Source organism: Limnobaculum xujianqingii, assembly GCF_013394855.1.
GTDB classification, from domain to species: Bacteria; Pseudomonadota; Gammaproteobacteria; order Enterobacterales; family Enterobacteriaceae; genus Limnobaculum; species Limnobaculum xujianqingii.
This window is the reverse complement of record NZ_JABMLK010000001.1, coordinates 2874078-2897042: the sequence shown is the minus strand read 5'-3', so window position 1 is coordinate 2897042 and position 22965 is coordinate 2874078. Positions and strand designations below refer to the sequence as shown.

At 46.9% G+C, this 22965-nt stretch carries 18 protein-coding genes and 2 pseudogenes; 10 read left to right on the top strand and 10 right to left on the bottom strand.

Annotation, left to right across the window (positions count from 1 at the left end):
- Positions 1–45: 45 nt before the first annotated feature.
- From yiiM to GOL65_RS13355, 6 genes are all read right to left on the bottom strand, one after another.
- Complete coding sequence (gene yiiM / locus GOL65_RS13380) at positions 46–690, bottom strand: 6-hydroxyaminopurine reductase (RefSeq protein ID WP_140921221.1); 645 nt, start codon at positions 688–690, stop codon at positions 46–48.
- A gap of 189 nt (positions 691–879) precedes the next feature.
- Positions 880–1218 carry a zinc ribbon domain-containing protein YjdM gene (locus GOL65_RS13375; protein WP_130593421.1) on the bottom strand — a complete coding sequence of 113 codons (339 nt, stop codon included), beginning with the start codon at positions 1216–1218 and terminating at the stop codon, positions 880–882.
- Positions 1219–1522: 304 nt separating this feature from the next.
- The gene (sodA, locus tag GOL65_RS13370; protein WP_140921220.1) at positions 1523–2146 is read right to left on the bottom strand and encodes a superoxide dismutase [Mn]; all 624 of its coding nucleotides are present in this window, start codon (positions 2144–2146) and stop codon (positions 1523–1525) included.
- A 515-nt stretch (positions 2147–2661) separates the two neighbouring features.
- A complete protein-coding gene (cdd, locus tag GOL65_RS13365) occupies positions 2662–3057 on the bottom strand; it encodes a cytidine deaminase (protein WP_140921219.1) in 396 nt (131 codons plus the stop codon).
- A gap of 43 nt (positions 3058–3100) precedes the next feature.
- Positions 3101–4402, bottom strand: a complete 1302-nt coding sequence (locus GOL65_RS13360) for a pyrimidine-nucleoside phosphorylase (RefSeq protein WP_140921218.1) — start codon at positions 4400–4402, stop codon at positions 3101–3103.
- 92 nt (positions 4403–4494) lie between these two features.
- The gene (locus tag GOL65_RS13355; RefSeq protein WP_140921217.1) at positions 4495–5784 is read right to left on the bottom strand and encodes a NupC/NupG family nucleoside CNT transporter; all 1290 of its coding nucleotides are present in this window, start codon (positions 5782–5784) and stop codon (positions 4495–4497) included.
- 276 nt (positions 5785–6060) lie between these two features.
- Here GOL65_RS13355 and deoC point away from each other — a divergent pair, with 276 nt between their 5' ends.
- From deoC to deoD, 4 genes are all read left to right on the top strand, one after another.
- The gene (deoC, locus tag GOL65_RS13350) at positions 6061–6738 is read left to right on the top strand and encodes a deoxyribose-phosphate aldolase (RefSeq protein WP_140921216.1); all 678 of its coding nucleotides are present in this window, start codon (positions 6061–6063) and stop codon (positions 6736–6738) included.
- Positions 6739–6754: 16 nt separating this feature from the next.
- Positions 6755–7519, top strand: coding sequence for a DNA-binding transcriptional repressor DeoR (gene deoR / locus GOL65_RS13345; RefSeq protein ID WP_140921215.1), 765 nt, complete (start codon positions 6755–6757; stop codon positions 7517–7519).
- A gap of 71 nt (positions 7520–7590) precedes the next feature.
- Complete coding sequence (deoB, locus tag GOL65_RS13340; RefSeq protein WP_140921214.1) at positions 7591–8814, top strand: phosphopentomutase; 1224 nt, start codon at positions 7591–7593, stop codon at positions 8812–8814.
- Positions 8815–8846: 32 nt separating this feature from the next.
- Positions 8847–9560 (top strand): purine-nucleoside phosphorylase, encoded by a 714-nt coding sequence (deoD, locus tag GOL65_RS13335; RefSeq protein WP_140921213.1) that lies wholly within the window; start codon positions 8847–8849, stop codon positions 9558–9560.
- 67 nt (positions 9561–9627) lie between these two features.
- Here the strand turns inward: deoD and GOL65_RS13330 are convergent, their stop codons facing one another.
- On the bottom strand, positions 9628–11061 hold the full coding sequence (locus tag GOL65_RS13330; RefSeq protein ID WP_179038347.1) for an MFS transporter: 1434 nt from the start codon (positions 11059–11061) through the stop codon (positions 9628–9630).
- Between the two features lie 157 nt (positions 11062–11218).
- Here GOL65_RS13330 and GOL65_RS13325 point away from each other — a divergent pair, with 157 nt between their 5' ends.
- Positions 11219–12157, top strand: coding sequence for a LysR family transcriptional regulator (locus tag GOL65_RS13325; protein ID WP_140921211.1), 939 nt, complete (start codon positions 11219–11221; stop codon positions 12155–12157).
- 223 nt (positions 12158–12380) lie between these two features.
- Complete coding sequence (locus tag GOL65_RS13320) at positions 12381–13559, top strand: hypothetical protein (protein ID WP_140921210.1); 1179 nt, start codon at positions 12381–12383, stop codon at positions 13557–13559.
- Positions 13560–13626: 67 nt separating this feature from the next.
- Here GOL65_RS13320 and GOL65_RS22255 read toward each other — a convergent pair.
- Positions 13627–13860: pseudogene (locus GOL65_RS22255) on the bottom strand (DUF5655 domain-containing protein); the annotation flags it as partial.
- Positions 13861–14257: 397 nt separating this feature from the next.
- Here GOL65_RS22255 and GOL65_RS13310 point away from each other — a divergent pair.
- Positions 14258–15658 carry a hypothetical protein gene (locus GOL65_RS13310; RefSeq protein ID WP_140921209.1) on the top strand — a complete coding sequence of 467 codons (1401 nt, stop codon included), beginning with the start codon at positions 14258–14260 and terminating at the stop codon, positions 15656–15658.
- A 411-nt stretch (positions 15659–16069) separates the two neighbouring features.
- Here GOL65_RS13310 and GOL65_RS13305 read toward each other — a convergent pair.
- Positions 16070–17295 (bottom strand): annotated as a pseudogene (locus GOL65_RS13305) (deoxyguanosinetriphosphate triphosphohydrolase family protein).
- A 622-nt stretch (positions 17296–17917) separates the two neighbouring features.
- Here GOL65_RS13305 and GOL65_RS13300 point away from each other — a divergent pair.
- Positions 17918–18256 (top strand): hypothetical protein, encoded by a 339-nt coding sequence (locus GOL65_RS13300; protein ID WP_407657485.1) that lies wholly within the window; start codon positions 17918–17920, stop codon positions 18254–18256.
- A gap of 87 nt (positions 18257–18343) precedes the next feature.
- Complete coding sequence (locus GOL65_RS13295; protein WP_140921208.1) at positions 18344–18529, top strand: hypothetical protein; 186 nt, start codon at positions 18344–18346, stop codon at positions 18527–18529.
- A 189-nt stretch (positions 18530–18718) separates the two neighbouring features.
- Here GOL65_RS13295 and fdhD read toward each other — a convergent pair whose 3' ends face one another.
- Positions 18719–19498, bottom strand: coding sequence for a formate dehydrogenase accessory sulfurtransferase FdhD (fdhD, locus tag GOL65_RS13290; protein WP_407657502.1), 780 nt, complete (start codon positions 19496–19498; stop codon positions 18719–18721).
- Between the two features lie 405 nt (positions 19499–19903).
- On the opposite strand from fdhD, the gene fdnG reads away from it, so the two are divergent.
- Entirely contained in the window at positions 19904–22957 is a 3054-nt protein-coding gene (fdnG, locus tag GOL65_RS13285; protein ID WP_140921206.1) for a formate dehydrogenase-N subunit alpha, read from the top strand.
- Positions 22958–22965 lie beyond the last annotated feature (8 nt).

Here is a 22965-nt window from a genome sequence, read left to right as displayed (position 1 = left end):
GAACTACCTGAAAGCGGGTCTATCGTAACACGGATTATGTATTCATTAATCACCAGAAGCGCCTACCAGTCGACTCTCCATATCTTCGATACGTTTAGTCAGGATTCTCATCTGCATATTCTTGCTCCAGCTGGCAGACAGCAAGCGACGATACTGCTCTTCATCAAAAGGGGAGTTAAAAGCAATAGAAATGGCTTCGGCAACGGAAACATCGCTGTTACGGCTTACCAGCTCCAGCGGTTGGCCGGGATTGACCTTACCGGCTGAAACTACACGATAGAGCCAACCGCAGCGACCGCTGTCCTGCATGATGCGGGCGAATCCATTAATCGCACAGTGATAATTCAGTTTATAACAAGGAGAGCGGGGTTGAGTAACCTGAATTAATGCTTGCCCCCAACGGAATATATCGCCGATAAAAACCGTTTCCTCGGTCAGATTTTGGGTAGAGAGATTCTCTCCAAACAGCGGGGCGGTAAATTGATCCGCCTGCTCAGGGAAACGTTGCTTCCAGTAATCGTAATGTTCTCGTGGATAGTGACACAAAGCGCGATCGGCACCACCGTGATGACGGGGGTCTGCCTGCTGGTCGCCTTCAAAACCCAGTGGAGTGAGTATCAGCTCACCATCAACCGCACGCTTATCGATGGCGCTGGGAGAGTGGTCATAATAGGGTTTAATTTTGCCAATATAGACGAGGGGGAGAGTGCATGGTAACCGCCGGTATTACTGAGTGACTATTTCATTTCAGCATACTGACTGTTACAGGTCATATCCAGTTTTTGATTTAGGGACAGTGCGGCTAACGTTGGTGAGAGAAAGAAAAAATAAAGCCACGGCTTTCAGAAAAAGCGGTGGCTTTCATTGCTGCTTATCTGTTTAGACTTTCTTAACGAAGCAGGCTTTTAGCATAATGCTGGTGTTATCGATTTTGCAGTCGATTTCATGGTCACCGTCAACCAGACGAATAGGTTTGGACTTGCTACCCACTTTCAGTACGGTTGAAGAGCCTTTTAATTTCAGGTCTTTAATCAGGGTTACGCAGTCGCCGTCAGCTAATACGTTACCGTTACTGTCTTTCACCACTCTTGCATCACCATCTGCTGACTCTGGCTCTGAAGGGTTCCACTCGTGAGCACAATCAGGGCAGATGAACATGGCTCCGTCCGGATAGGTATTTTCTGATGAGCAGACCGGGCAGGCTGGAATAGAATTCATGTCAATTTCCCTAAAAATAGAATGTGAATAAAATCAGGGCGCTATTCTACTACAAATGACCACTTTTATCACATGGATAAACCGTCGGCTTATGAAGGTGATAGCTGGCGAAGGAAATGCTCTGTAGGGAAAATAATTTTTCATAGCGAAAAATCACTTTTTTATTGAAAGAACATTTATCTTTTCAGGACGCAGGAGAGGAAATCTGATTGAGAGCTGGATAACACAATGTTTATTCAGGAGACAATAGCAGGTTAGCTACTATCATCTCCATTATTTATATGAAACTTAAAACATCAGCTTATTATTTTGCTTCAGCAAAACGTTTGGCAGCTTCGTCCCAGTTCACCACGTTCCAGAATTCTTTAATATAATCAGGACGACGGTTTTGGAATTTCAGATAGTAAGCATGTTCCCAAACGTCCAGACCTACAATCGGGAAGCCTGATGCGCCGGATACGCTTTCACCCATCAGAGGACTATCCTGATTGGCGGTAGAAACCACGGCCAGTTTGCCATCTTTTAATACCAGCCAGGCCCAACCAGAACCAAAGCGGGTAGCGGCAGCTTGCTCAAACTTCTCTTTAAAGCTATCAACGCTACCAAAATCACGTTCGATTGCCGCTTTCAGATCGCCCTGCAGAGTGGTGCCTTTTTTCAGGCCTTTCCAGAACAGGCTATGGTTAGCGTGACCGCCCGCGTTGTTTCTTAATACGGTGCGTTTCTCTGCAGGCACTTTATCTAACTGAGCGATCAGCTCTTCTGCCGACAGTTTTTTCAGATCGTCAGACAGCGTTTCCAGTGCAGCATTCGCATTGTTTACATAAGCCTGATGATGCTTACTGTGGTGGATTTCCATGGTTTGTTTATCAAAGTGAGGTTCCAGAGCATCGTAAGCATAAGGCAGGGCAGGAAGGGTATAACTCATCGTATCACTCCTCAAAGGTGGTTTATGCTGTTTATAAGACAGCTCATTTCAATTTCGTGCTGGGTTATCAGTATAGCACTGAATATGAATTGATAATCATTATCGTTTGTAGGGTTATTTTCTATTGGTGTGATAGGTGATTCTGTCTGGGGTAAGTTTCGTCCACTAAGAGTATCGTGGATGAATAGGCAGATGTGCGAGTGGCCGAGCAGGGGGCGTTAAAAGGCGAACGCCCCCTGCACCCCCGCGCCTTCGCACCCGAATCCAGGTCGCTTAGGCGACTTCCTTCCTCCTTCGTTCGGCCTTAACGCACCGGCGCAGAGCCGCTCCCGACGTCGCTGCGCCTCAATCCGCATCCCTGCGGATTGTGCTGGCCTCTCTCAGTCGTCAGCTGAATTCCAGTGCTCTATTAAAAGACCAAAAGACCAAAAGACCAAAAGACCAAAAGACCAAAAGACCAAAAGACCAAAAGACCAAAAGACCAAAAGATAAGGTCAACTGCTAAGGGCTTTGTCTTAACTTAGGTCTGCTGGCCCAAATGAATATGGCAATAACTCAGCAATCGACGTATGTTTTACCTCACCCTTCATGTTCACCATCAAAACCGGCATATCCGGAGCGCAGAATTCGTTAATCACCTGACGACAGGCGCCACACGGGGAGATTGGGCCTTCGGTATCGCCGATAATCACCAGTTTTTTGAACTGGCGTTGACCTTCCGATACTGCTTTGAATATGGCGGTTCTTTCTGCGCAGTTGGTCAGGCCATAGGAAGCATTCTCAACGTTGCAGCCGAGGAAAACCTGATTATTATCCGCCAGTAATGCTGCGCCAACGGCGAAATTAGAATAGGGACTGTAGGAGGATTGGCGGGCTTTTTTCGCTTGTTCAATCAGTTCATTATCAGTCATGGTAATTTCCTTGTGATAAAAAGATGGCAGGTTACCCGATGGATTACTGGGTAATAACCGTATGAATCAGTTTCGGTGCCTGCCCGTGTTTGGCTATCTCTATGCTGTTATAGATCTTGTCCATCACGCTGGAAACCTCTTCCCGATTGGCATAAATGGTGACCAGTGAATCACCTGTCTGCACGCTATCACCGACTTTTTTATGCAACATCAGCCCAACGGCTAAATCGATATCATCTTCTTTGGTGGCTCGACCTGCTCCCAGCAGCATGGCGGCAACGCCAATTTCATCTGCGATAATGTTTGCCACCACGCCAGCCGTTTTGGCCGGTACTTCAATTTTGAATTTCGCCTGAGGCAATCTCTCCGGATGATCGACAACCGACGCATCACCGCCCTGATTGGCTAAAAACTCTTTGAATTTCTCCAGCGCCTTACCGTTGTTAATCACTTCAAGCAGCATCTGGCGTGCTTCTTCCAGAGTTTTGGCCTTTTTAGCTAACATCACCATCTGGCTGCCCAATACCAATGTTAGTTCAGTCAAGTCTGCCGGACCTTTACCTCGCAAAGTATCAATGGCTTCCTGCATTTCCAGTGCATTACCAATGGCGAAGCCCAGAGGTTGCGACATATCAGAAATTACCGCCATGGTATGTCGACCCACATTGTTACCAATACGCACCATCGATTTGGCTAACGCAATGGCATCTTCATCGGTTTTCATAAATGCGCCAGCGCCGGTTTTAACATCTAGCACAATGGCGTCGGAACCTGCGGCAATCTTCTTGCTCATAATGGAGCTGGCGATAAGTGGAATAGAGTTAACGGTGCCGGTAACGTCCCGCAGGGCGTACATCTTTTTATCCGCCGGGGTTAAATTGCCCGACTGACCAATAACGGCCACTTTGTGGCGATTCACTAAGTCGATAAATTGGTCTTTATTGATCTCAATATGGAAGCCTTTTACTGACTCCAGCTTGTCCAGTGTACCGCCGGTGTGCCCCAGACCACGGCCCGACATCTTCGCCACCGGAATATCAAGAGCAGCAACTAATGGAGCCAGCACCAGCGTAGTGGTATCACCAACGCCACCGGTGGAGTGCTTATCCACTTTGATACCGTCAATTGCCGATAAATCAATGGTATCACCGGAGTTCACCATAGCCATCGTCAGGTCTGCGCACTCGCGATCGGTCATATCCTGAAAGTAAATTGCCATCATCATAGCGCTGGCCTGATAGTCAGGGATGGAGCCATCGGTATAGCCTTTGACGAAGAATTCGATTTCTTGTGCGGAGAGCTCTTTGCCGTCGCGTTTTTTGGCAATCAGATCAACGATTCTCATAGTATTTACCTTCTTATTGAGTAAAACGGCTAATAACGCCGGTTTAAAATTATCTGAATGCCGGTCATCAGGACCGGCAAAAATACAGCATTCTAATGATGAATCAGCCCGACAACGGCAGCGCTCAGGAAGCTAACTAAGGTTGCACCATACAGTAATTTCAAACCAAAGCGTGATGCCACATTGCCCTGCTGAGGGTTCAGCGCTTTAATGGCGCCGCTGATAATGCCAATAGAAGAGAAATTAGCAAAAGAGACCAGAAACACCGAAATAATGGCTTTGGTGTGTTCCGAAAACAGGAAGGTACCGTTATCTATTCCCTGCTTAAGTTGATCCATCGCCACAAACTCGTTACTCACCAGCTTGGTTCCCATCAGGCTACCGGCGCTAACGGCTTCATCCCAGGGAATACCGACTAAAAAGGCCAGCGGCGAGAACACATAGCCCAGGAAATCCTGGAAAGAAATACCAAATAAATAGCTGAAGATAGCGTTGATCATGGCGATGATGGCAATAAAACCAACCAGCATTGCGCCCACAATAATGGCAACTTTGAAGCCATCGAGGATATATTCCCCCAACATTTCAAAGAAGCTCTGCTTCTCTTCTGCCACCACCTCCAAAACATCTTCCTCAGGATCAACCCGATAAGGGTTAATCATGGAAGCAATAATAAATCCGCCAAACAGGTTTAACACAATGGCGGTAACCACATACACCGGATCTAACAGCGTCATATAGGCACCGACGATGGACATAGAAATCGTCGACATAGCCGAAGTACATAATGTGTAGAGACGATGTTGTGGAAGAAAACCCAATGATTTTTTTACTGAAATAAAAACTTCGGACTGACCAAGAATGGCAGAGGCTACGGCATTATAAGATTCCAGCTTGCCCATGCCGTTCACTTTACTTAATAGAATACCGATGCCTTTAATAATCATGGTCAAAAATGACTGACCTAAAAAGGAGGCGGATTCATTACTCTTAATTAAACCAATTTTTCTTAATAACGCACTGAGAATAATAATCACCCGGCTCGGCAGATGGATATACTGCATTATTCCAATAAGCGCGGAAATAAAAACGATAGGCATTAATACCATGATAAAGAAAGAAAATTTATTCTCGTTTAGCAAACCACCAAAAACGAAATTCGCGCCCTCTGCTGCATATTTCAATAAGTTATCAAAAATGCTGGCAATTCCCCCAATAAGCGTGCTGCCACCAGTGGTGTTTAATAGCAAAAAGGCCAATAAGAATTGCAGGCCAAGCATAATAAAAATATAAGGATATCTGACCTTTTTTCGATTATTACTGACTAATAGCGCCAGCGCTAAAATAACAATAATACCTGCTATTCCAATAAGATATTTCACAGAACACTCCGTAATTCGCGATAGCCAATACAGCGGATAGAATAAGCACTGGGGCACATTTTCATGATTAATGAAAATTGAGATTCCAGTATTAATGTGGTCTATTGTTTGCGGAGTAACATTAATTATTCACAAATGTTTTTACTGTGACATTTATCTCAATATGAAAATATCAATATTATTGATTTTAATGATTTTGTGTGATGTTATTTAAATAACATTTTGTGATTATATTGGCGAGACTTTCCTGTCGGACTGAATAAAAAAGGTAAAATAATGAGTCAATCAATACGTTATGAGCAATATATTGATCATACATTGCTGGCAATGAATGCCACGGCGGAACAAATTATTCAGGTTTGTCGCGAAGCGCTGAAATATAACTTTGCTGCGGTGTGTGTTAATTCAGGTTATGTGCCATTAGTCAGCAAGCAATTAAACGCAAGTCCGGTAAAAGTGTGTAGTGTAATTGGTTTTCCGTTAGGAGCCTGTCTGACCAGAGTGAAAGTTTATGAAGCTCAAGCCGCGATTGAAGCAGGGGCACAGGAAATCGATATGGTCATCAATGTGGGCTGGCTTAAAAGTGGCTGGATTGATGACGTAGCCACGGATATCAAGGCAGTTAAACAAGCCTGTGGTGAGGTTACGCTAAAAGTGATTCTGGAAACCTGCCTGCTTACTGATGAAGAAATCGTTAAGGTTTGCGAAATATGTCGCGATTTGCAGGTGGGCTTTGTTAAAACATCGACCGGATTCAGCAGCGGTGGTGCAACAGTTGAACATGTGTCACTGATGCGTAACACTGTCGGGAAAGAAATGGGCGTTAAAGCATCCGGTGGTATACGTTCACGAGAAACGGCTACTCAGATGATCAATGCTGGCGCCACTCGGATCGGTACCAGCTCGGGCGTAAGTATTGTGTCGGGGCAGGTGGGCGAACAGAAAGATTACTAACCTGGCAGGAGTACCAATGAGCAGTCGTCGGACGGAGCGAATCTATAAACTTACCCAGATTTTAAAAGATACCGATAAGGTCTATGTACGCGATGCGGCCCAGCAGTTGAATGTGTCGGAAATGACCATTCGCCGCGACCTGAACGCAGAACCTTCATCACTGATATTACTGGGTGGATATATTGTCACCGATCCGAAAGTGAATGGCGCTAATCAATATTTCTTTTGTGAACAGCAGTTTAAAAATATTGATGAAAAGCGCCATATTGGTCAACTGGCTGCTCAACTGATTAACGACGACGAAGTGATTCTTTTCGATTCGGGCACTACGGTACCGTTTATTATTGAAAGTATCCCGGATGAGCGCCGTTTCACCGGCATCTGTTACTCACTAAATACCTTTATGGCCCTGCAGGAAAAACCGCACTGTAAAGTGATCCTGTGCGGGGGTGAATTTAAAACCAGCACCCATATTTTTACCGCCGTTGGTGGTCATAATGAGCTGAATTATCTGCGCCCCGATAAGGCTTTCATTTCTGCCGCTGGCGTTTCATTAACGCAGGGAGTAACTACCTTTATTCTCGATGAAATTGCGTTAAAGGCTCAGGCAATGGCAACGGCGGCACAAAGTATTCTGGTTGCCGATCATAATAAATTTGAACAGGTAAGAGTGGGGCGTTTTGCCTCTCTGGATGCGTTTAGCTGCGTGGTAACCGACCGTCAGCCTGACAGCGCCTGGCTGCACTATTTTAAACAGCAGGGAACCCGGCTTTTGTATTGATACAGCCCCTCTCTGCCATACGGCTGGTTTTTGCCAAAATGCCAGTGACGACTATCTGAAGGATATGAGCAATGAAACGTGTTTTTATTATGGTTCTCGATTCGTTCGGTATTGGCGCTACGCGAGATGCGGATAAATTTGGTGATGTGGGTTCAAATACGTTAGGCCACATTGCGCAGGCCTGCCAAAAGGGGGAGGCGGATATTGGTCGCAGCGGTCCGTTAACCTTACCTCACTTAAGCCGGTTAGGCTTAGGTAAGGCTAATGAGCAGGCTTCAGGCCAGTTTCCTCCGGGGCTTGATCCACAGGCAGAAATTATAGGTGCCTATGGCTATGCGGAAGAGCTCTCTTCCGGTAAAGATACGCCGTCCGGTCATTGGGAGATCGCCGGTGTGCCTGTGCTGTTCGACTGGGGTTATTTCAGCGATGTCAATAATAGCTTCCCTGTGGAGCTATTACAGCGACTGGTGGATCGGGCAAAACTGCCGGGCTATTTGGGCAACTGTCATGCTTCCGGCACCGCCATTCTGGAACAGCTGGGGGTTGAGCACATGAAAACCGGTAAACCGATTTTCTATACCTCTGCGGATTCAGTATTTCAAATCGCCTGTCATGAAGAGACCTACGGTCTGGAGAATCTCTATCAGCTGTGTGCTTTGGTGCGTGAAGAACTCACCGAAGGCGGCTATAACATTGGCCGGGTTATCGCCCGACCTTTCGTTGGTGATAAACCGGAGAACTTTAAACGTACCGGTAATCGCCATGACTATGCGGTAAAACCTCCGTCACCCACCGTACTGAACAAACTGGTTGAGGAGAAGCAGGGGCAGGTTGTCTCCATCGGTAAGATTGCCGATATTTATGCTGATGAAGGCATTACCAAAAAGGTTAAAGCCACCGGTATCGATGAGCTGTTTGACGCTTCGCTGCGGGAAATCAAACAGGCGGGTGATAACACCATTGTGTTTACCAACTTTGTTGATTTCGACTCTTCTTATGGTCATCGCCGTGATGTTGCCGGTTATGCTGCTGCGCTGGAACATTTCGACCGCCGCCTGCCGGAAATGCTGTCACTGATTGGTGAAGATGACTTGCTGATTCTGACCGCCGATCACGGCTGTGATCCTACCTGGGCCGGTAGCGACCATACTCGGGAACATATTCCGGTACTGGTATATGGTCCGAAAGTGAAACCCGGTCCGCTGGGGCTGCGACATACCTTTGCGGATATCGGGCAAACGGTAGCGAAGCACCTGGATCTGTCGGCGATGGATTACGGCAAAACATTATTTTAAAAATCTTAACCACTTTGTGAAAGGAAACGGATATGGCGACGCCACATATTAATGCTGAACCGGGTGATTTTGCTGATGTTGTCTTGATGCCCGGCGATCCACTCAGAGCGAAACATATTGCAGAAACTATGCTGCAGGATGCGCGATTAGTCACCGACGTCAGAAATATGCTCGGTTATACCGGTACTTATAAGGGGCGGCGTATTTCGGTGATGGGGCACGGTATGGGGATCCCTTCCTGTTCTATCTACACCAAAGAGCTGATTACCGAATATCAGGTGGATAAGATTATTCGTATTGGTTCCTGTGGTGCTCTGTTACCGCAGGTAAAAGTACGGGATATCGTGATTGGAATGGGAGCCTGTACCGATTCGGGCGTTAACCGCACCCGCTTTAAGGGCTACGACTTTGCGGCCATTGCTGATTTCGATTTATTACGCCATGCGGTTGCCGCAGCAGAAGCGAAGAGCATTCCGGTTCACGTTGGCAATATGTTTTCTGCCGATCTGTTCTATAACCCGGACCCGCAGATGTTCGACGTAATGGAAAAATATAACATTTTGGGTATCGAAATGGAGGCGGCGGGTATCTATGGCGTGGCCGCAGAATATGGCGCTAAAGCGCTGTGTATTTGCACTGTCTCCGACCATATTCGTACCGAAGAAGCGCTGTCATCAGAACTGCGCCAGACCTCATTTAATCAGATGGTAGAAATCGCCATGGATTCGGTGCTGTTAGGGGACTAATGGTTCATCTGAACATCTGGCTTTATGGTGCGTCATAAAGCCAGATAGTGACTTCGTTTGTCTGAACTCAGGCTTGCTTCTCACTGCGGTTAGTATTACGCATATAGCTAATCGTAATGGCCAATATTGTCGCTGCCACCGCTACCCAAAGGCTCAATCTTACCGCTTGTGCTTCCTGCATCGCCAGCTTTATCGGCTCGCTGTTGGACTGCGCATAGGCCGATAAAATGGCTCCCACAAACGCCGCGCCCAGACACTGGCCGAACGTCCGCATGATCGCCAGCACGCCGGATGCATAGCCGCTGTTCTCACGGGATGCATTTGACAACATTTCCCGATTATTCGGACTTTGAAAACAACCAAAGCCGATACCACACAGCAAACTACGAGCGCCAATATCCCATTCATGAGCCTGAGCGGGCAACAGTGCCAGCAACACCAGCCCGATAGCAAACAGGCACAGCCCTACGGTAGAAATGATGGCAGCCGGATAGCGATCCGCCAGTCGTCCTGCATAAGGAGCCGCCAGAATGATACCGATTGGCCAGGGGGTAAAAAGCAGCGCTGACATAAACGCGCTGTAGCCATAAACGCTCTGAAATAAGAACGGTAACGCAACGAAGGTAATGCCCTGACTGACAAAAGAAGCCAGAGAGGTTAATGCCGCCAATGAAAATCGTGAAGAAGCAAACATACTAAGGGGAAGCAGAGGCTTAGGCGCACGACGCTGACGCCAGATAAAGGCCAGTCCGGCTACAATCGCGGTTAGCCCGTAGGCTACAGAAGTTATCAGTGGGCTAAATGAATACTCTACACCCTCAGGGCGTGAAAATGCCCCTGCCGCCATAATAAGTGCGCCTAACAGCACCGCTCCGGCAATATCGAACGGCTCCCGTACGGTGGTTTGTTTACCGGGAATAACCCGCAGTGCGAGTACGATGGCGATAATGCCCAATGGAATATTAATGGCAAACAGCCATTGCCAGCTCAGGGCGGATAAGATGGTACCGCCGAGCACCGGAGCGATAGCGGTGCTGGCGGCAACCAGTAAAGCGTTCAGCCCCAGTATTCGCCCCAACAGGCGGTTGGGAAAAATGGATCGCAGGATTGCCGGGCCAATACTCAATGTTGCCGCACCGCCAATGCCCTGCAATATGCGCATAACGATCAGCATTTCCAGCGATGACGAAAGGGCACAGCCTACTGATGCCAGCGTGAATACGCTTAAACCGATGGCAAACAGGGTCCGAAAGCCAATCTGGCTGGCAATGGCGGCAAATATCGCCAGCGTCATTGCTGCTGATAACAAATATCCGTTAGAAACCCAGACCGCATCACTGGAGGAAACCCCTAACGCCCGCGCTATTTGAGGCAGGGCGATGTTAATCATCGAGCCATCGAATACGGCCATGGTGGTCATGGTCATTACCGCCATCATGGCTAAACGACGTTGACGGCCGGGAAGCCCTTCATCGCCTGGCAGGTCAGAAAATAATTCCATACGGGTGTTGCCTTTGTTAATGCCGCGGTGGCTGGTTAGTTGAGATTAGTTCAGCAAATATAATCCTGTTAAAGATATGGCGGAAGACGCAGTATTTGCATTTATAACCTGCATCAGACGCCTTCTCTTATTTATCCGCCCGGAGTACTATGCCAGTATGACTGAACCGGACCTTAATTTACTCATCGCGCTTGATGTGCTTCTTGCCGAAGGGAGCGTGGCTGGTGCTGCCCGCCGTTTAGGGTTAAGCGCTTCGGCTATGAGCAGAACCCTCGGCCGCCTGCGTACCGCTACCGGCGATCCTCTGTTGGTTCGGGCCGGACGTCATATGGTATTAACCCCTTATGCTGAACAGATACGCGGACGTACTCAAAACGCGCTGTTTGAAGCGCAGGTTTTACTTCGCCCCTCATCAACAGCGCTGGATTTATCAACGCTGGAACGAACCTTTACCATTCGGGCTAACGATGGCTTTGTGGAGGCTTTTGGTGCCTCACTGATTGCCGCCGCTGCGCAGGTTGCTCCTCTGGTGTGCCTGCGTTTTGTTGCCAAGCCAGAGAAGAGTTCCCGATATTTGCGTGAAGGGCTGGTGGATCTTGAAATCGGTGTTTTAGGGGTGATGGGGCCAGAAATTCGTTTACAGGCGCTGTTCAGAGACAGGTTTGTGGGCGTGGTCAGAAAGGGGCATCCCCTTGAGTCAGACGCTAAGGTTACCGTCGAACAATATATCGCTTTCGGGCATGTGGTTGCTTCCCGCCGTGAACATATCAGCGGGCCAGTGGATGAAGCGCTGGCTGAATCAGGTTTAAAGCGCAAGGTCGCCGCTGTGGTTCCCAGTTTTCCGGCAGCGCTGGCGGTGGCTAAGGCATCTGATTTGGTGGCGCTGGTTCCGGCTTCTTTTCTGATTAATCAGTCAATGGCTGGAGCGGCAGCCACACTCTGTTGTTTTGAGCTGCCGGTAAAAACTAAAGGGATTACTGTGTCGCAGATGTGGCATCCTCGGGCAGAGGTGGATCCGGGGCATCGTTGGTTGAGGGGGGTGGTGTTGGGGGTTTGTCGCCAGCAGGTATTGGCGTTAAGTGAAGAAACACGGTAATTACCTTCCGACTGGTTATTTATTATTTCCTGCCATATCGATCTTATATCTAAATAACTTCCCGGTATAAATTGGGGCTGTTGGTTTAATTTCCTGAAGATTATTCAGCTACTGAAAATACCCATGTATTTCTCCAACGATAAATTGATAAAAAAGTATGATGGTTGCCCTTGTTTCTCACACCAATGCTTAAAGTAATTCAGTTAATTTTTATGGTGGTCACATGAAACGCTATCTGATGGTTTGTTTTATTGTCTTAACGGGATGCGCCGGACAGGGAGAGGATGTGTATGTGGGGGGGATTTATTTACAGGCTCGTTCACAAGAGTGTGAAAAAGGAGAGGAGAAATCAGGATGCCAGTTTGCATCAGTGAAAGTCGCCACCGTTGATAAAGATTTACTGAAATATCTTATTGAAGATAACAATAAGGATTTACCGGCATTTAAGGTGGACCCAAGAGTATGCAAAGACGTTTTTAAAGAAGTCGCCAGTGCTGACGGAAAAACCAAAACCCTTCAGGTTAAGCCCGAAACCTTATCCAGCTGTTATTACGACGGCGATATTACCAGTATCAAAAACAATTACCGGCTGAAAAAAGTCGGTTTCCCTGATTATGTGGTAGAGAAAAATGCCGGTGGAAGTCTGGGAGCTGTATTACCAACCGCAGCATTATCCCGATTTGGAGTTTCGGCCAAAAAAGTGGATACCTTTTCTGTTTCTGTGCCTTCGGCGGTTTATTACGGTATTAGCCAGTCGGCGTTGTTGTCTGTTTTTAATCAGAAGAAACCGCTGGAATTTAATAAGAAGCTGACCTATCAGGAGTTGAGTTTTGCCGCTTTAGACCCGACCGAAAGCGTAAAAAAATATATCCCTATCTCCAGCGGCAGCCTGGATAATTTAGAAGAAGTGGGCCGCAATATATGCCGTAGCCTGAAAGGATGCCAGTTAACATTAGTGATTCCAACCGAGGTTTATTATTCCAGCGTATTTGACATCAGTATGAGCGGTAGTTTTGAAGCCAGTGGCGGCATCAATGAAAGTTTAGAGAAGAAGGATGGAACCACACAACAATTCAAAGTGACCACCAGCGATAATAAAGTGAATATCAACGATATTGTTGCGGGAACGCCGATGGAGGGTTTTGGCGTAGCGGCCACGATCAATTATAAGTCGGATACGGCGGTGAGTTTGAAACGTTATTATGATGCACCGTTGGCGATTGGGTATCGGGGGGTTATATATCCGGTGTCGGGTGGGGCGCTAAGATCGGCGGCAATGGATACGAGCGATCGGCCTGTTCCTGCTCCGTGGGTAGTTGAATTTGAGAAAGGTGGTGGGCATACGATTCAACAGGTTATTGATTGTGATAAAACGCCGGGTTCGTGTTTTAAATTGCCGTAGTGTTTTTGCTGTTTTATGGCTGGCGCGGTTGGAGGGGTATCCGCGCCAGTAGTTTGCTTTCAGGATGTTAGTTGTTCATTTGCCACTCAAATGCCTGAATGACTAGTGTCATGATTTGCGGAAGGTCTTCCAGGTTTTCAAACCCTAGCTCAACATCACCACTACCCCAGCGACCAACGTTGGAGACGTCTTTGCAGAATCCGCATGGGTCGTTGATTTCTGCAAAAGGCATATTCAGTGTGAGTCGTAGTCGTTGTACTTGTGGTACGACATCGACAAAATTTACTTTGGCTTTGTAAGAGGTCTATTACTTAAGGAATACTTCGGTTACATATGGATTGAATGTCGGTTAAGAGCGAAAAGCGGACATCAGCTTGAACACCTGACGATAAAGTCGCCATACTATCCGGCTGTAGCAGAGGTTGACGCTATCGAACGCCATACGTGGCAATATACTCTATGGGGAATCCGGATTGTATAGATTACAATAGGGATCTATCTCCTGTGGATAGTAGTCAAATACATAGTGACATAGCGCCCTCTCTGCGTTCTTGATGCTTTGAAGGCGTGTTTGCCGACCACTTACCGTCGTGTGTTGTTTGAGTTGTGCAGGAATATTTTAGCTCTTACTGCTAAAGCTATTATAGCTTCTTCTAGGAAGGTTAAAATCCGAAAAAATTTAAGATCGGAGGTGAGATTTGCGATACGAAATTACAGCTGAGCAACTTCAAGAAGAGAGTTCTATTGGATATAAGCCAACAGCCACTGATGCAAGCTTTCAGTCATTACCCCTGTCGATGCTAAGCGATAGGGAGTTTGAGATTTTATGCTACAAATTAGTTAAGCGAGAGATTGAGGAAGGGGTATTTATAACGTCGGACAAGGTCGCCTTGATGCAAGGAGTGGGAGATCGCGGACGGGACTGTACACTATATTTGAGCAACATCCCTAACGGTGTTATTCAATGTAAGAAGTATTCTGGTAGGCTGACTTTACCCCACGTATTGAAAGAGCTACTAAAGCTTCTACTGCATTCAATTTTAGATAGTTCAATTATTCCGAATTCGAAAAATTTCATTTACCACATCTATTCTTCAAATGACTGCAATGAACAGGCTTTGAAATTAATCTACGGATTTCGACACGAAATTGACGTCCATATAAACAGCGGCATTATTGAAAAATATGCAAAAGACGTGAGTGAAGACTATGAGGCTTTTATTAGTTTTCGGGGTGCCATACCTTTAGATGAGCTAAGCACACTATTAAGATCTATAACTGTTCATTTTTCAAACGGCTCAGACCTTTCCGGTCGTGTATCAAAATATACTGACATTCTGCAAGAGTTTTTTAACATTCGAACCGTTATTGATAACAGCGGAGCAGAACGGATAATAAGAAAGGCGTTAAAAGATCACGGTTTGAAGTTGCTTACAGATGAAGATTTGAAGATCATACAGCAACGTATAGGTGAGCAGATGCCGAATAAAAGGGTACGGCTAGGGTTTGTAGATTTTTTCGGTTTCAGTAAAGATTTTTTCCGCTATCTACAACCTGAAGAGCTTAGGTCTTTGTTAAAACAGGTTGCTGAAATCAAGATGACGCTGAACGAGTCAATGCTAAGTTTTATCGGTAATCAGGTGGAGATTATGGAGTCTTATTATTGCCGCCCCTTGGTTGACAATAATGAAATACATAGATTCAGTTCGCAGATTTGGAAACCTTATTTATTTAGGCGACTAGCATCCAGATGTAATTTTAAAGACTTACCGAAATCGCTGATTGATAAATTATTTCCTGACACTGTCTTGCCAAAAGATGTGATGTTAAGGCAAGTTTCGGAAACTCTGTTGGACACAGCGGATAAGGTTCTCAGAGGTGATTATTCAGAGGTATATGGAGATGGTTTTTTTTTAGCTCAAAAAATATCGCTACTTGAAAGAATCCATAATGGTATCCACTCCCTAGAGGAGGCAAAAAAAATAATGGACCGAGATTTAAAAGTGCTAAAGCCTATTATGGATGAAGTTGAGTCAAAATTGGAGGCGCTTTTACCCACCACCCCCCACGATTATCATAAAAGAAGCAAATTGTTTTGATGACCCATCGCAATTGACTCAGGTTTTAGCCGATTGCGAGGCTATTGATAGATCAAAACCAACTAAAAACAAATAGTAAGTAAGCTGCTTGTCCCCCAACTAGGGGCCGCATGGAAAACGGAAAATATCCCACATTAAGACTGTTTTTTAAGTAGGCAGAAGTTGACGGACAGCTTTGAGCGAAGAGGAGACATTCCACAAACAGTAAAACTAATACCTTCCACGAAAGGATGAAATCATGGAAGTTCTGTTAAGAGAAGGAGCATAGATCGGTTAAGCTAAATAAGAAGAGAAACGAAAAGAACGATCGCCGCATACATGATTTCACAGCCTTTAAAGACAGCCAGTTACCGAAAGGCATGAAGACAGAACAACTGTGATATATATTCACGCCTCCGGTAACTAATTATATTATTTCAGGCAGTGCGTTTCCCATTCTTTTATAGCAAACGTGTCCATCATGCCTGAAATATAGTCAACCACTGCCCGCTTTTTCTTGGCCTCAAACGAATCAGTTTTTTTTCGGGCAAGGAAAACTTAAGTTCAGGGGAGAGGAACTTATAATTTTCATCCTTATTGTAGAATACATATAAGTCCCTGATTATCACATTCCCTCTGAACTCATAGGTGAGTATGTTGCGTTTTCGCATGATGACTTTAAAAAGAAGCTTTTTGAGCCCTTCAGATAACGTATTCAGTTTTCCGAACCCAAGCTCGCGAAAGCCATTTTCGTTCTTAATGATAGAAATATCCGTGACGAGGCGATTGACAATATTGGAGGTCAACTCCTTACGGAAAATCATGGCAAATTCTTCTGAGGTCTTGAGTGAATTTGCCTGAAAGGCTGTTTTTTTAGACTTATTAACAATTTTCCTGAATTGGCCCAACGCGCTCTGGAATTTGCCAGAAATCAGAAACTCATACTCAATATCTTCGATCGTGACCATGTTTCTGCTTAGAGCATCTTCTAGGTCATGTGCTGCATAAGCAATTTCATCCGCAAGAACCATTATTTGCGCATCAATCGTTTTCTCTCCAGATTGCAGATTGAGCTGGTATTTAGCAAGCAGGCTAGTGTAAAAATCAAAGTCGTCATCATAAATAAATTTGTCAGAAGTGGACCGGGAATTGGGATACTTGACAACCGAAAGCAAGCTGCGATGAGTCAGATTCAACCCGCTGCAGTCTGCGTATTTTTTTTCAAGTCTCCTCAAGATGCGCAACGCCTGGGCGTTACCTTCGTAACCGCCGATATCCTCAGACAGCTCGTTAAGCAGTTTTTCACCTGAATGACCGAAAGGGGGATTGCCGATATCATGTGCCAGAGCTGCCAGCTCAACCACCACGGGATGAACCAGTTCGAGGTCTGATGCGATACCCCGGGCGATCTGCGCTACCTCAAGACTGTGCGTTAACCTGTTTCTGTTGAATTTTTCAGGATCGACTTCAAAGAGCTGCATCTTTCCTTGCAATCTGCGAAATGATGATGAATACAGAATGCGAGCGTAATCCCGCTGATAGTCATCTCGGTTTCTTGCTTCAAAATGGGGGCCAGAGTGTTCTCTGGTACTTGCCAGGGCGTCGATCAACTTTTGCTCCTGCGCTTGCGCAAATACTTTTAATTTATTGTTGTACATATTTCATCCTTGCTGAGGAAGTCACAAAGCCAGAATACAGGATGAACAAGCCAGATGGCTATGCTCTGTAAAGTGATTATTTATGAATGAGGACTACCCATTACTGCCACTCAAATTACACAACTTGACCTACTTCCTATTGATCGACATAGACTACTCCTTGCAATTTCCTCTTCTGGCACTCTAAGCAAATAGTCAGCTCTGATTGAATTTAAAGTAACAAGAGTATTAGCTCAAGTATGAACTAATACAAATCAAGACCTACTCATAGCAATTTAGAATCTAATTAAATTGACGAATTACCCCATTTCCTGCGATACACATTCCATCTCCGCATACAACTCCATGTAAATCCCCTCAACCTATTCCATTAACAAAACCCCAAGCATATAGTCACCCCACTACGGCAAAATCCGTAGCCGGAGTTAGCGTTCCGAGACTTACACGATGACATTATGTGATAATGTCATGCGCTTTGATTCACCCCAAATAATGGTGGCTCAGGCGGGGGCTTCGAAAGAAGCGCCGGATTCGTGTAAGCCGGTACGCTAACCTCGTCTGAGCTACCGCCCGAGTTTAGCGTCTTGGGTGGTTATCTGAATCTTACTTACACGAGATACTAATGATGACTAACACTCTTACTGAAACCACCCCCGACACCTCAATCACCATCCTCCGCACCCTAATCGCCGATCTAAAATTCACCCAACTTAGCGACATCGAGCTACACGACCTCAGCAGCATTGCCGCCGAATCCATCGAAGGGCTATGCCACGGACTGTTGTATACCGGAGAATCACTGGAAAACGGAATTCAAACCCAACCACAAAACCTCGGACAAATCGGCGCATGGCTAAAAGCCTCTGCCCACATCATTCCCATACTGCTTGAGCTATACGAACAATCAACCACCCGGCTATTTCAGATGCAGAACCAAAACCAAAACCTGAATCACGGTTAATCAATACGAAAAAGGGATAGCCATAGCTATCCCTTTAAATAGAACAAAATGCAGATATCCCAATGATACAACCAAGGAAGGCGTGTTATGGCTACAATCCATTTTTGTATAGATGAAGAACCCCAAAACAACACTGATGATAACTGGCTGGAACAACAGATAAATCAGACATTCAGCCGCTACAATGAAGAAAAGGCAGAGTTTATCAATAATGCTGAAATGACCCAGCGGATGGATACCCTAAAAACGCTGGCAGTTCAGGGCAAACTATAACGGTTTTATTAGCCCTAAAAGCCAAACGGAGGGAGAGCTTTCCGTTGGGGTCGACTTGGCGTAAGCCAACGAAGCGCCCCTAGGAAAGGTAGGCCCGACGCACTCCGGGCTAAAGTACCGATGGTCTACCGGCCGAGCACAACGGTTATATCCTCACATTGCTACTTACGGCCGGAATATCCACAAAATCTAACTAACAATAATCCTCTCCGGACACGTATACACCGTCGCCCGCCCCGGCTTACTAAACCCCACCAACGTCAAATTACACTCTTCCGCCACCTTCACCGCCAGCGACGTAGTCGCCGACACCGCAAACAAAATCTCCACCCCACACATCGCCGCTTTCTGCACCATCTCATAACTGGCACGGCTGGAAACCAACACCGCACCCTGCTGCCAACCCTGCTTAGCCCGCACGCCTAACAGCTTATCCAGCGCCACATGACGACCGACATCCTCACAGCCCCCCAGCATCTGACCGTCAGAAGAGACCCAACCCGCAGCATGAGTACAACCGGTCAACTGACCAACAATCTGCACCTTATTAAGCTGCGGCAACACCCCATCCAACAGACCCAGATCGAACTTTTGAGTAAACGGCAGCGGCTTAAGCGGCCGTAACACCTCACCCAACTGCTCAACGCCACATACACCACAGCCGGTGCGTCCGGCCATGGCCCGACGCCGCTCCTTCAAACCAACAAAACGACGGGTAGCCAGCTCAATCTCAACTTCAATGCCGTTACAACCGTTGCTGATATCGATGCCATAAATTTCCTGCGGCGACTCAATAATTCCCTCCGCCAGAGAAAAACCAATAGCGAATTCTTCCAGCTCTTTTGGCGTAGCCATCATCACCACATGAGAGATACCGTTATAGCTCAGGGCAACCGGAACCTCCTCTGCAACCCAGTCTGGCTCTGGTGCATTTAAAGCGTTGTGTCGACGCACAGTGAGTTGCTTCACGCCAACAACAGATTGAGAACAGTCGTTTTGCACAGGGATATCGGTTTTCACGTATAGACCTTCAAATATTGGGGACTTGATGAATATTATTTTCGGGTTAACATTAGAGGTACAAATGCAACGAAAATAGCCAACAAAAAGTTAATTTTTGTAACATTTACGAGATGGATCAAGTTAATCACTATTCTATCTTCGTACAATAATAATGTCTTTATTGGTTAGTTGGAACAACTGGCGCACCAGGTGAAAAAGACAGTCTATTTGGTTGTATTTTTTCTTTTTTGGTTCGATTTGCTAAGAAAGCAGTAACAAATTGCTAAATAATCCTTAAGCAAGTAACCAGCAAAGTGTTTGTACGTAAATTATTCGAGCAATGTAACAGTAATAAGAAAAAAGGAGAAAACCATGCAGGTCAGCAGAAGGCAGTTTTTTAAAATCTGCGCTGGCGGTATGGCAGGTACAACGGCAGCAGCGCTGGGGTTCGCCCCCTCGATGGCGCTGGCAGAGACGCGTAGCTACAAGCTATTACGCGCTCAGGAAACACGTAATACCTGTACCTACTGTTCGGTGGGATGTGGTCTGTTAATGTACAGCATGGGTGATGGTGCCAAAAATGCCAAAGCCAGTATCTTCCACATAGAGGGAGATCCGGATCATCCGGTCAACCGTGGCGCGCTTTGTCCTAAAGGGGCAGGGCTTATCGATTATGTTAACAGCGCAAGTCGCCTGAAATATCCGGAATATCGTGCTCCGGGCTCTGACAAATGGCAGAGAATCAGTTGGGACGATGCCTTTAACCGTATCGCCAAATTAATGAAGGCAGACCGTGACGCAAACTTCCAGCAAACGTCGGCAAGTGGCGTAACCGTCAACCGTTGGTTAACCACCGGATTACTCGCTGCCTCTGCTTCCAGCAATGAAAATGGTTTACTGACTCAGAAATTTTCGCGGGCGCTCGGTATGCTCGCAGTCGATAACCAGGCACGCGTCTGACACGGACCAACGGTAGCAAGTCTTGCTCCAACATTTGGTCGCGGTGCGATGACCAACCACTGGGTTGACATCAAAAACGCAAACCTCGTCGTCGTGATGGGCGGTAACGCAGCTGAAGCACACCCGGTAGGATTCCGCTGGGCAATGGAAGCGAAAATCCATAACAACGCTAAGCTGATCGTCATCGATCCACGCTTCACCCGTACGGCCTCCGTTGCCGATTTCTACACGCCTATTCGTTCCGGTACTGATATTGCGTTCCTGTCAGGGGTTATCCTTTACCTGATGGAAAACAACAAGATCAATGCTGAATATGTGAAGGCTTACACCAACGCCAGTCTGCTGGTGCGTGAAGACTTTACCTTTGAAGACGGGCTGTTCAGCGGCTATGACGCAGAAAAACGTCAGTATGATAAAACCACCTGGAACTATCAGGTTGGTGAAGACGGCTTCGCCAAGCGCGACCCGACGCTGACCGATCCAAACTGCGTATGGAACCTGCTGAAAAAACACGTCAGTCGCTACACCCCTGAAGTGGTCAGTAATATCTGTGGTACGCCACAGGATGACTTTATCAAAGTGTGTGAACTGATTGCTGAAACCAGCGCCGTCGATAAAACCACCTCGTTCCTGTACGCCCTGGGCTGGACTCAACACTCCGTTGGCTCTCAGAACATCCGTACCATGGCAATGATCCAGCTGCTGCTGGGCAACATGGGTATGGCCGGCGGCGGGGTTAACGCCTTACGTGGTCACTCCAACATTCAGGGTCTGACCGACCTTGGTTTACTGTCACAGTCTCTGCCTGGCTATCTGACTTTACCGTCAGAGAAACAGCCAACGCTGCAAACCTACCTCGATGCCAGCACGCCGAAAAAAGCACTGGCGGATCAGGTGAACTACTGGGGCAACTATCCGAAATTCTTTATCAGTATGATGAAGAGCTTCTATGGTGATAAAGCCCAGAAAGACAATGATTGGGGCTATGACTGGTTACCGAAATGGGATCAGGGCTACGACGTTCTGAAGTATTTTGACATGATGGATCAGGGCAAAGTGAATGGCTATATCTGCCAGGGCTTTAACCCGGTTGCCTCATTCCCGGACAAAAATAAAGTTGTTCGTTCACTGTCTAAACTGAAGTATCTGGTGACCATTGACCCGCTGAACACTGAAACCGCAGAGTTCTGGCAAAATCATGGTATGCAAAACAACGTGAAACCGGCGGAAATCCAAACCGAAGTGTTCCGTCTGCCTTGTACCTGTTTTGCCGAAGAAGATGGTTCTATCGTTAACTCCGGTCGCTGGTTGCAGTGGCACTGGAAGGGCGGCGAACCACCAGGAGAAGCAAGAACCGATGGCGAAATTCTGGCCGGTCTGTTATTCAAAATCCGTGAGCTGTACGCACAGGATGGCGCTAACGCCGTCGGTGCTGAGCCGCTGATGAATATGACCTGGAACTATCTGGAGCCAATGCATCCTCAGTCAGAAGAGATGGCGAAAGAGTCTAACGGTCGTGCGCTGGCTGATATCACCGATGCCACCGGCAAAGTGATCCTTAAGAAAGGCCAACTGCTCGACAGTTTTGCTCAACTGCGGGATGACGGTACCACCTCCAGCGCCTGCTGGATCTATACCGGTAGCTGGACTGAAGCCGGTAACCAAATGGCCCGTCGCGATAACTCTGACCCATCCGGTCTGGGTAACACGCTGGCATGGTCATGGGCATGGCCGCTTAACCGCCGCATTCTGTACAACCGTGCCTCAGCGGATCCACAGGGTAAAGCATGGGATCCAAAACGTAAGCTGATTGAGTGGGATGGTACTAAGTGGACAGGTATTGATATTCCTGACTACAGCGCCGCACCTCCGGGCAGCGACGTCGGTCCGTTTATCATGCAAAACGAGGGTATGGGCCGTCTGTTTGCTACCGATAAAATGGCTGAAGGTCCGTTCCCTGAGCACTATGAGCCGTTTGAAACGCCAATCAGCACTAACCCGCTGCATAAAGATGTGATCTCTAACCCGGCTGCCCGTGTATTTAAATCGGATCTGGCCAATATGGGATCGGCGAAAGACTTCCCATACGTGGGTACCACCTATCGTTTAACCGAGCACTTCCACTACTGGACTAAGCACTCGGTACTGAACGCCATTACTCAGCCGGAACAGTTTGTTGAAATCGGTGAAGGTCTGGCGCAGGCGAAAGGTATTCAGCATGGTGATACGGTGAAAGTCAGTTCCCAGCGTGGCTATATTGAAGCCAAGGCGGTAGTGACCAAACGTATCCGCACCCTGAAAGTTAACGGTCAGGATGTGGAAACCATCGGTATTCCGATTCACTGGGGATTTGTCGGAGCAGCTCAAAAAGGCTATCTGGCCAACACCCTGACACCGTTTGTCGGTGATGCCAACACGCAAACGCCAGAGTACAAGGCGTTCCTGGTTAACGTAGAAAAGGTGTAACGGAGAGA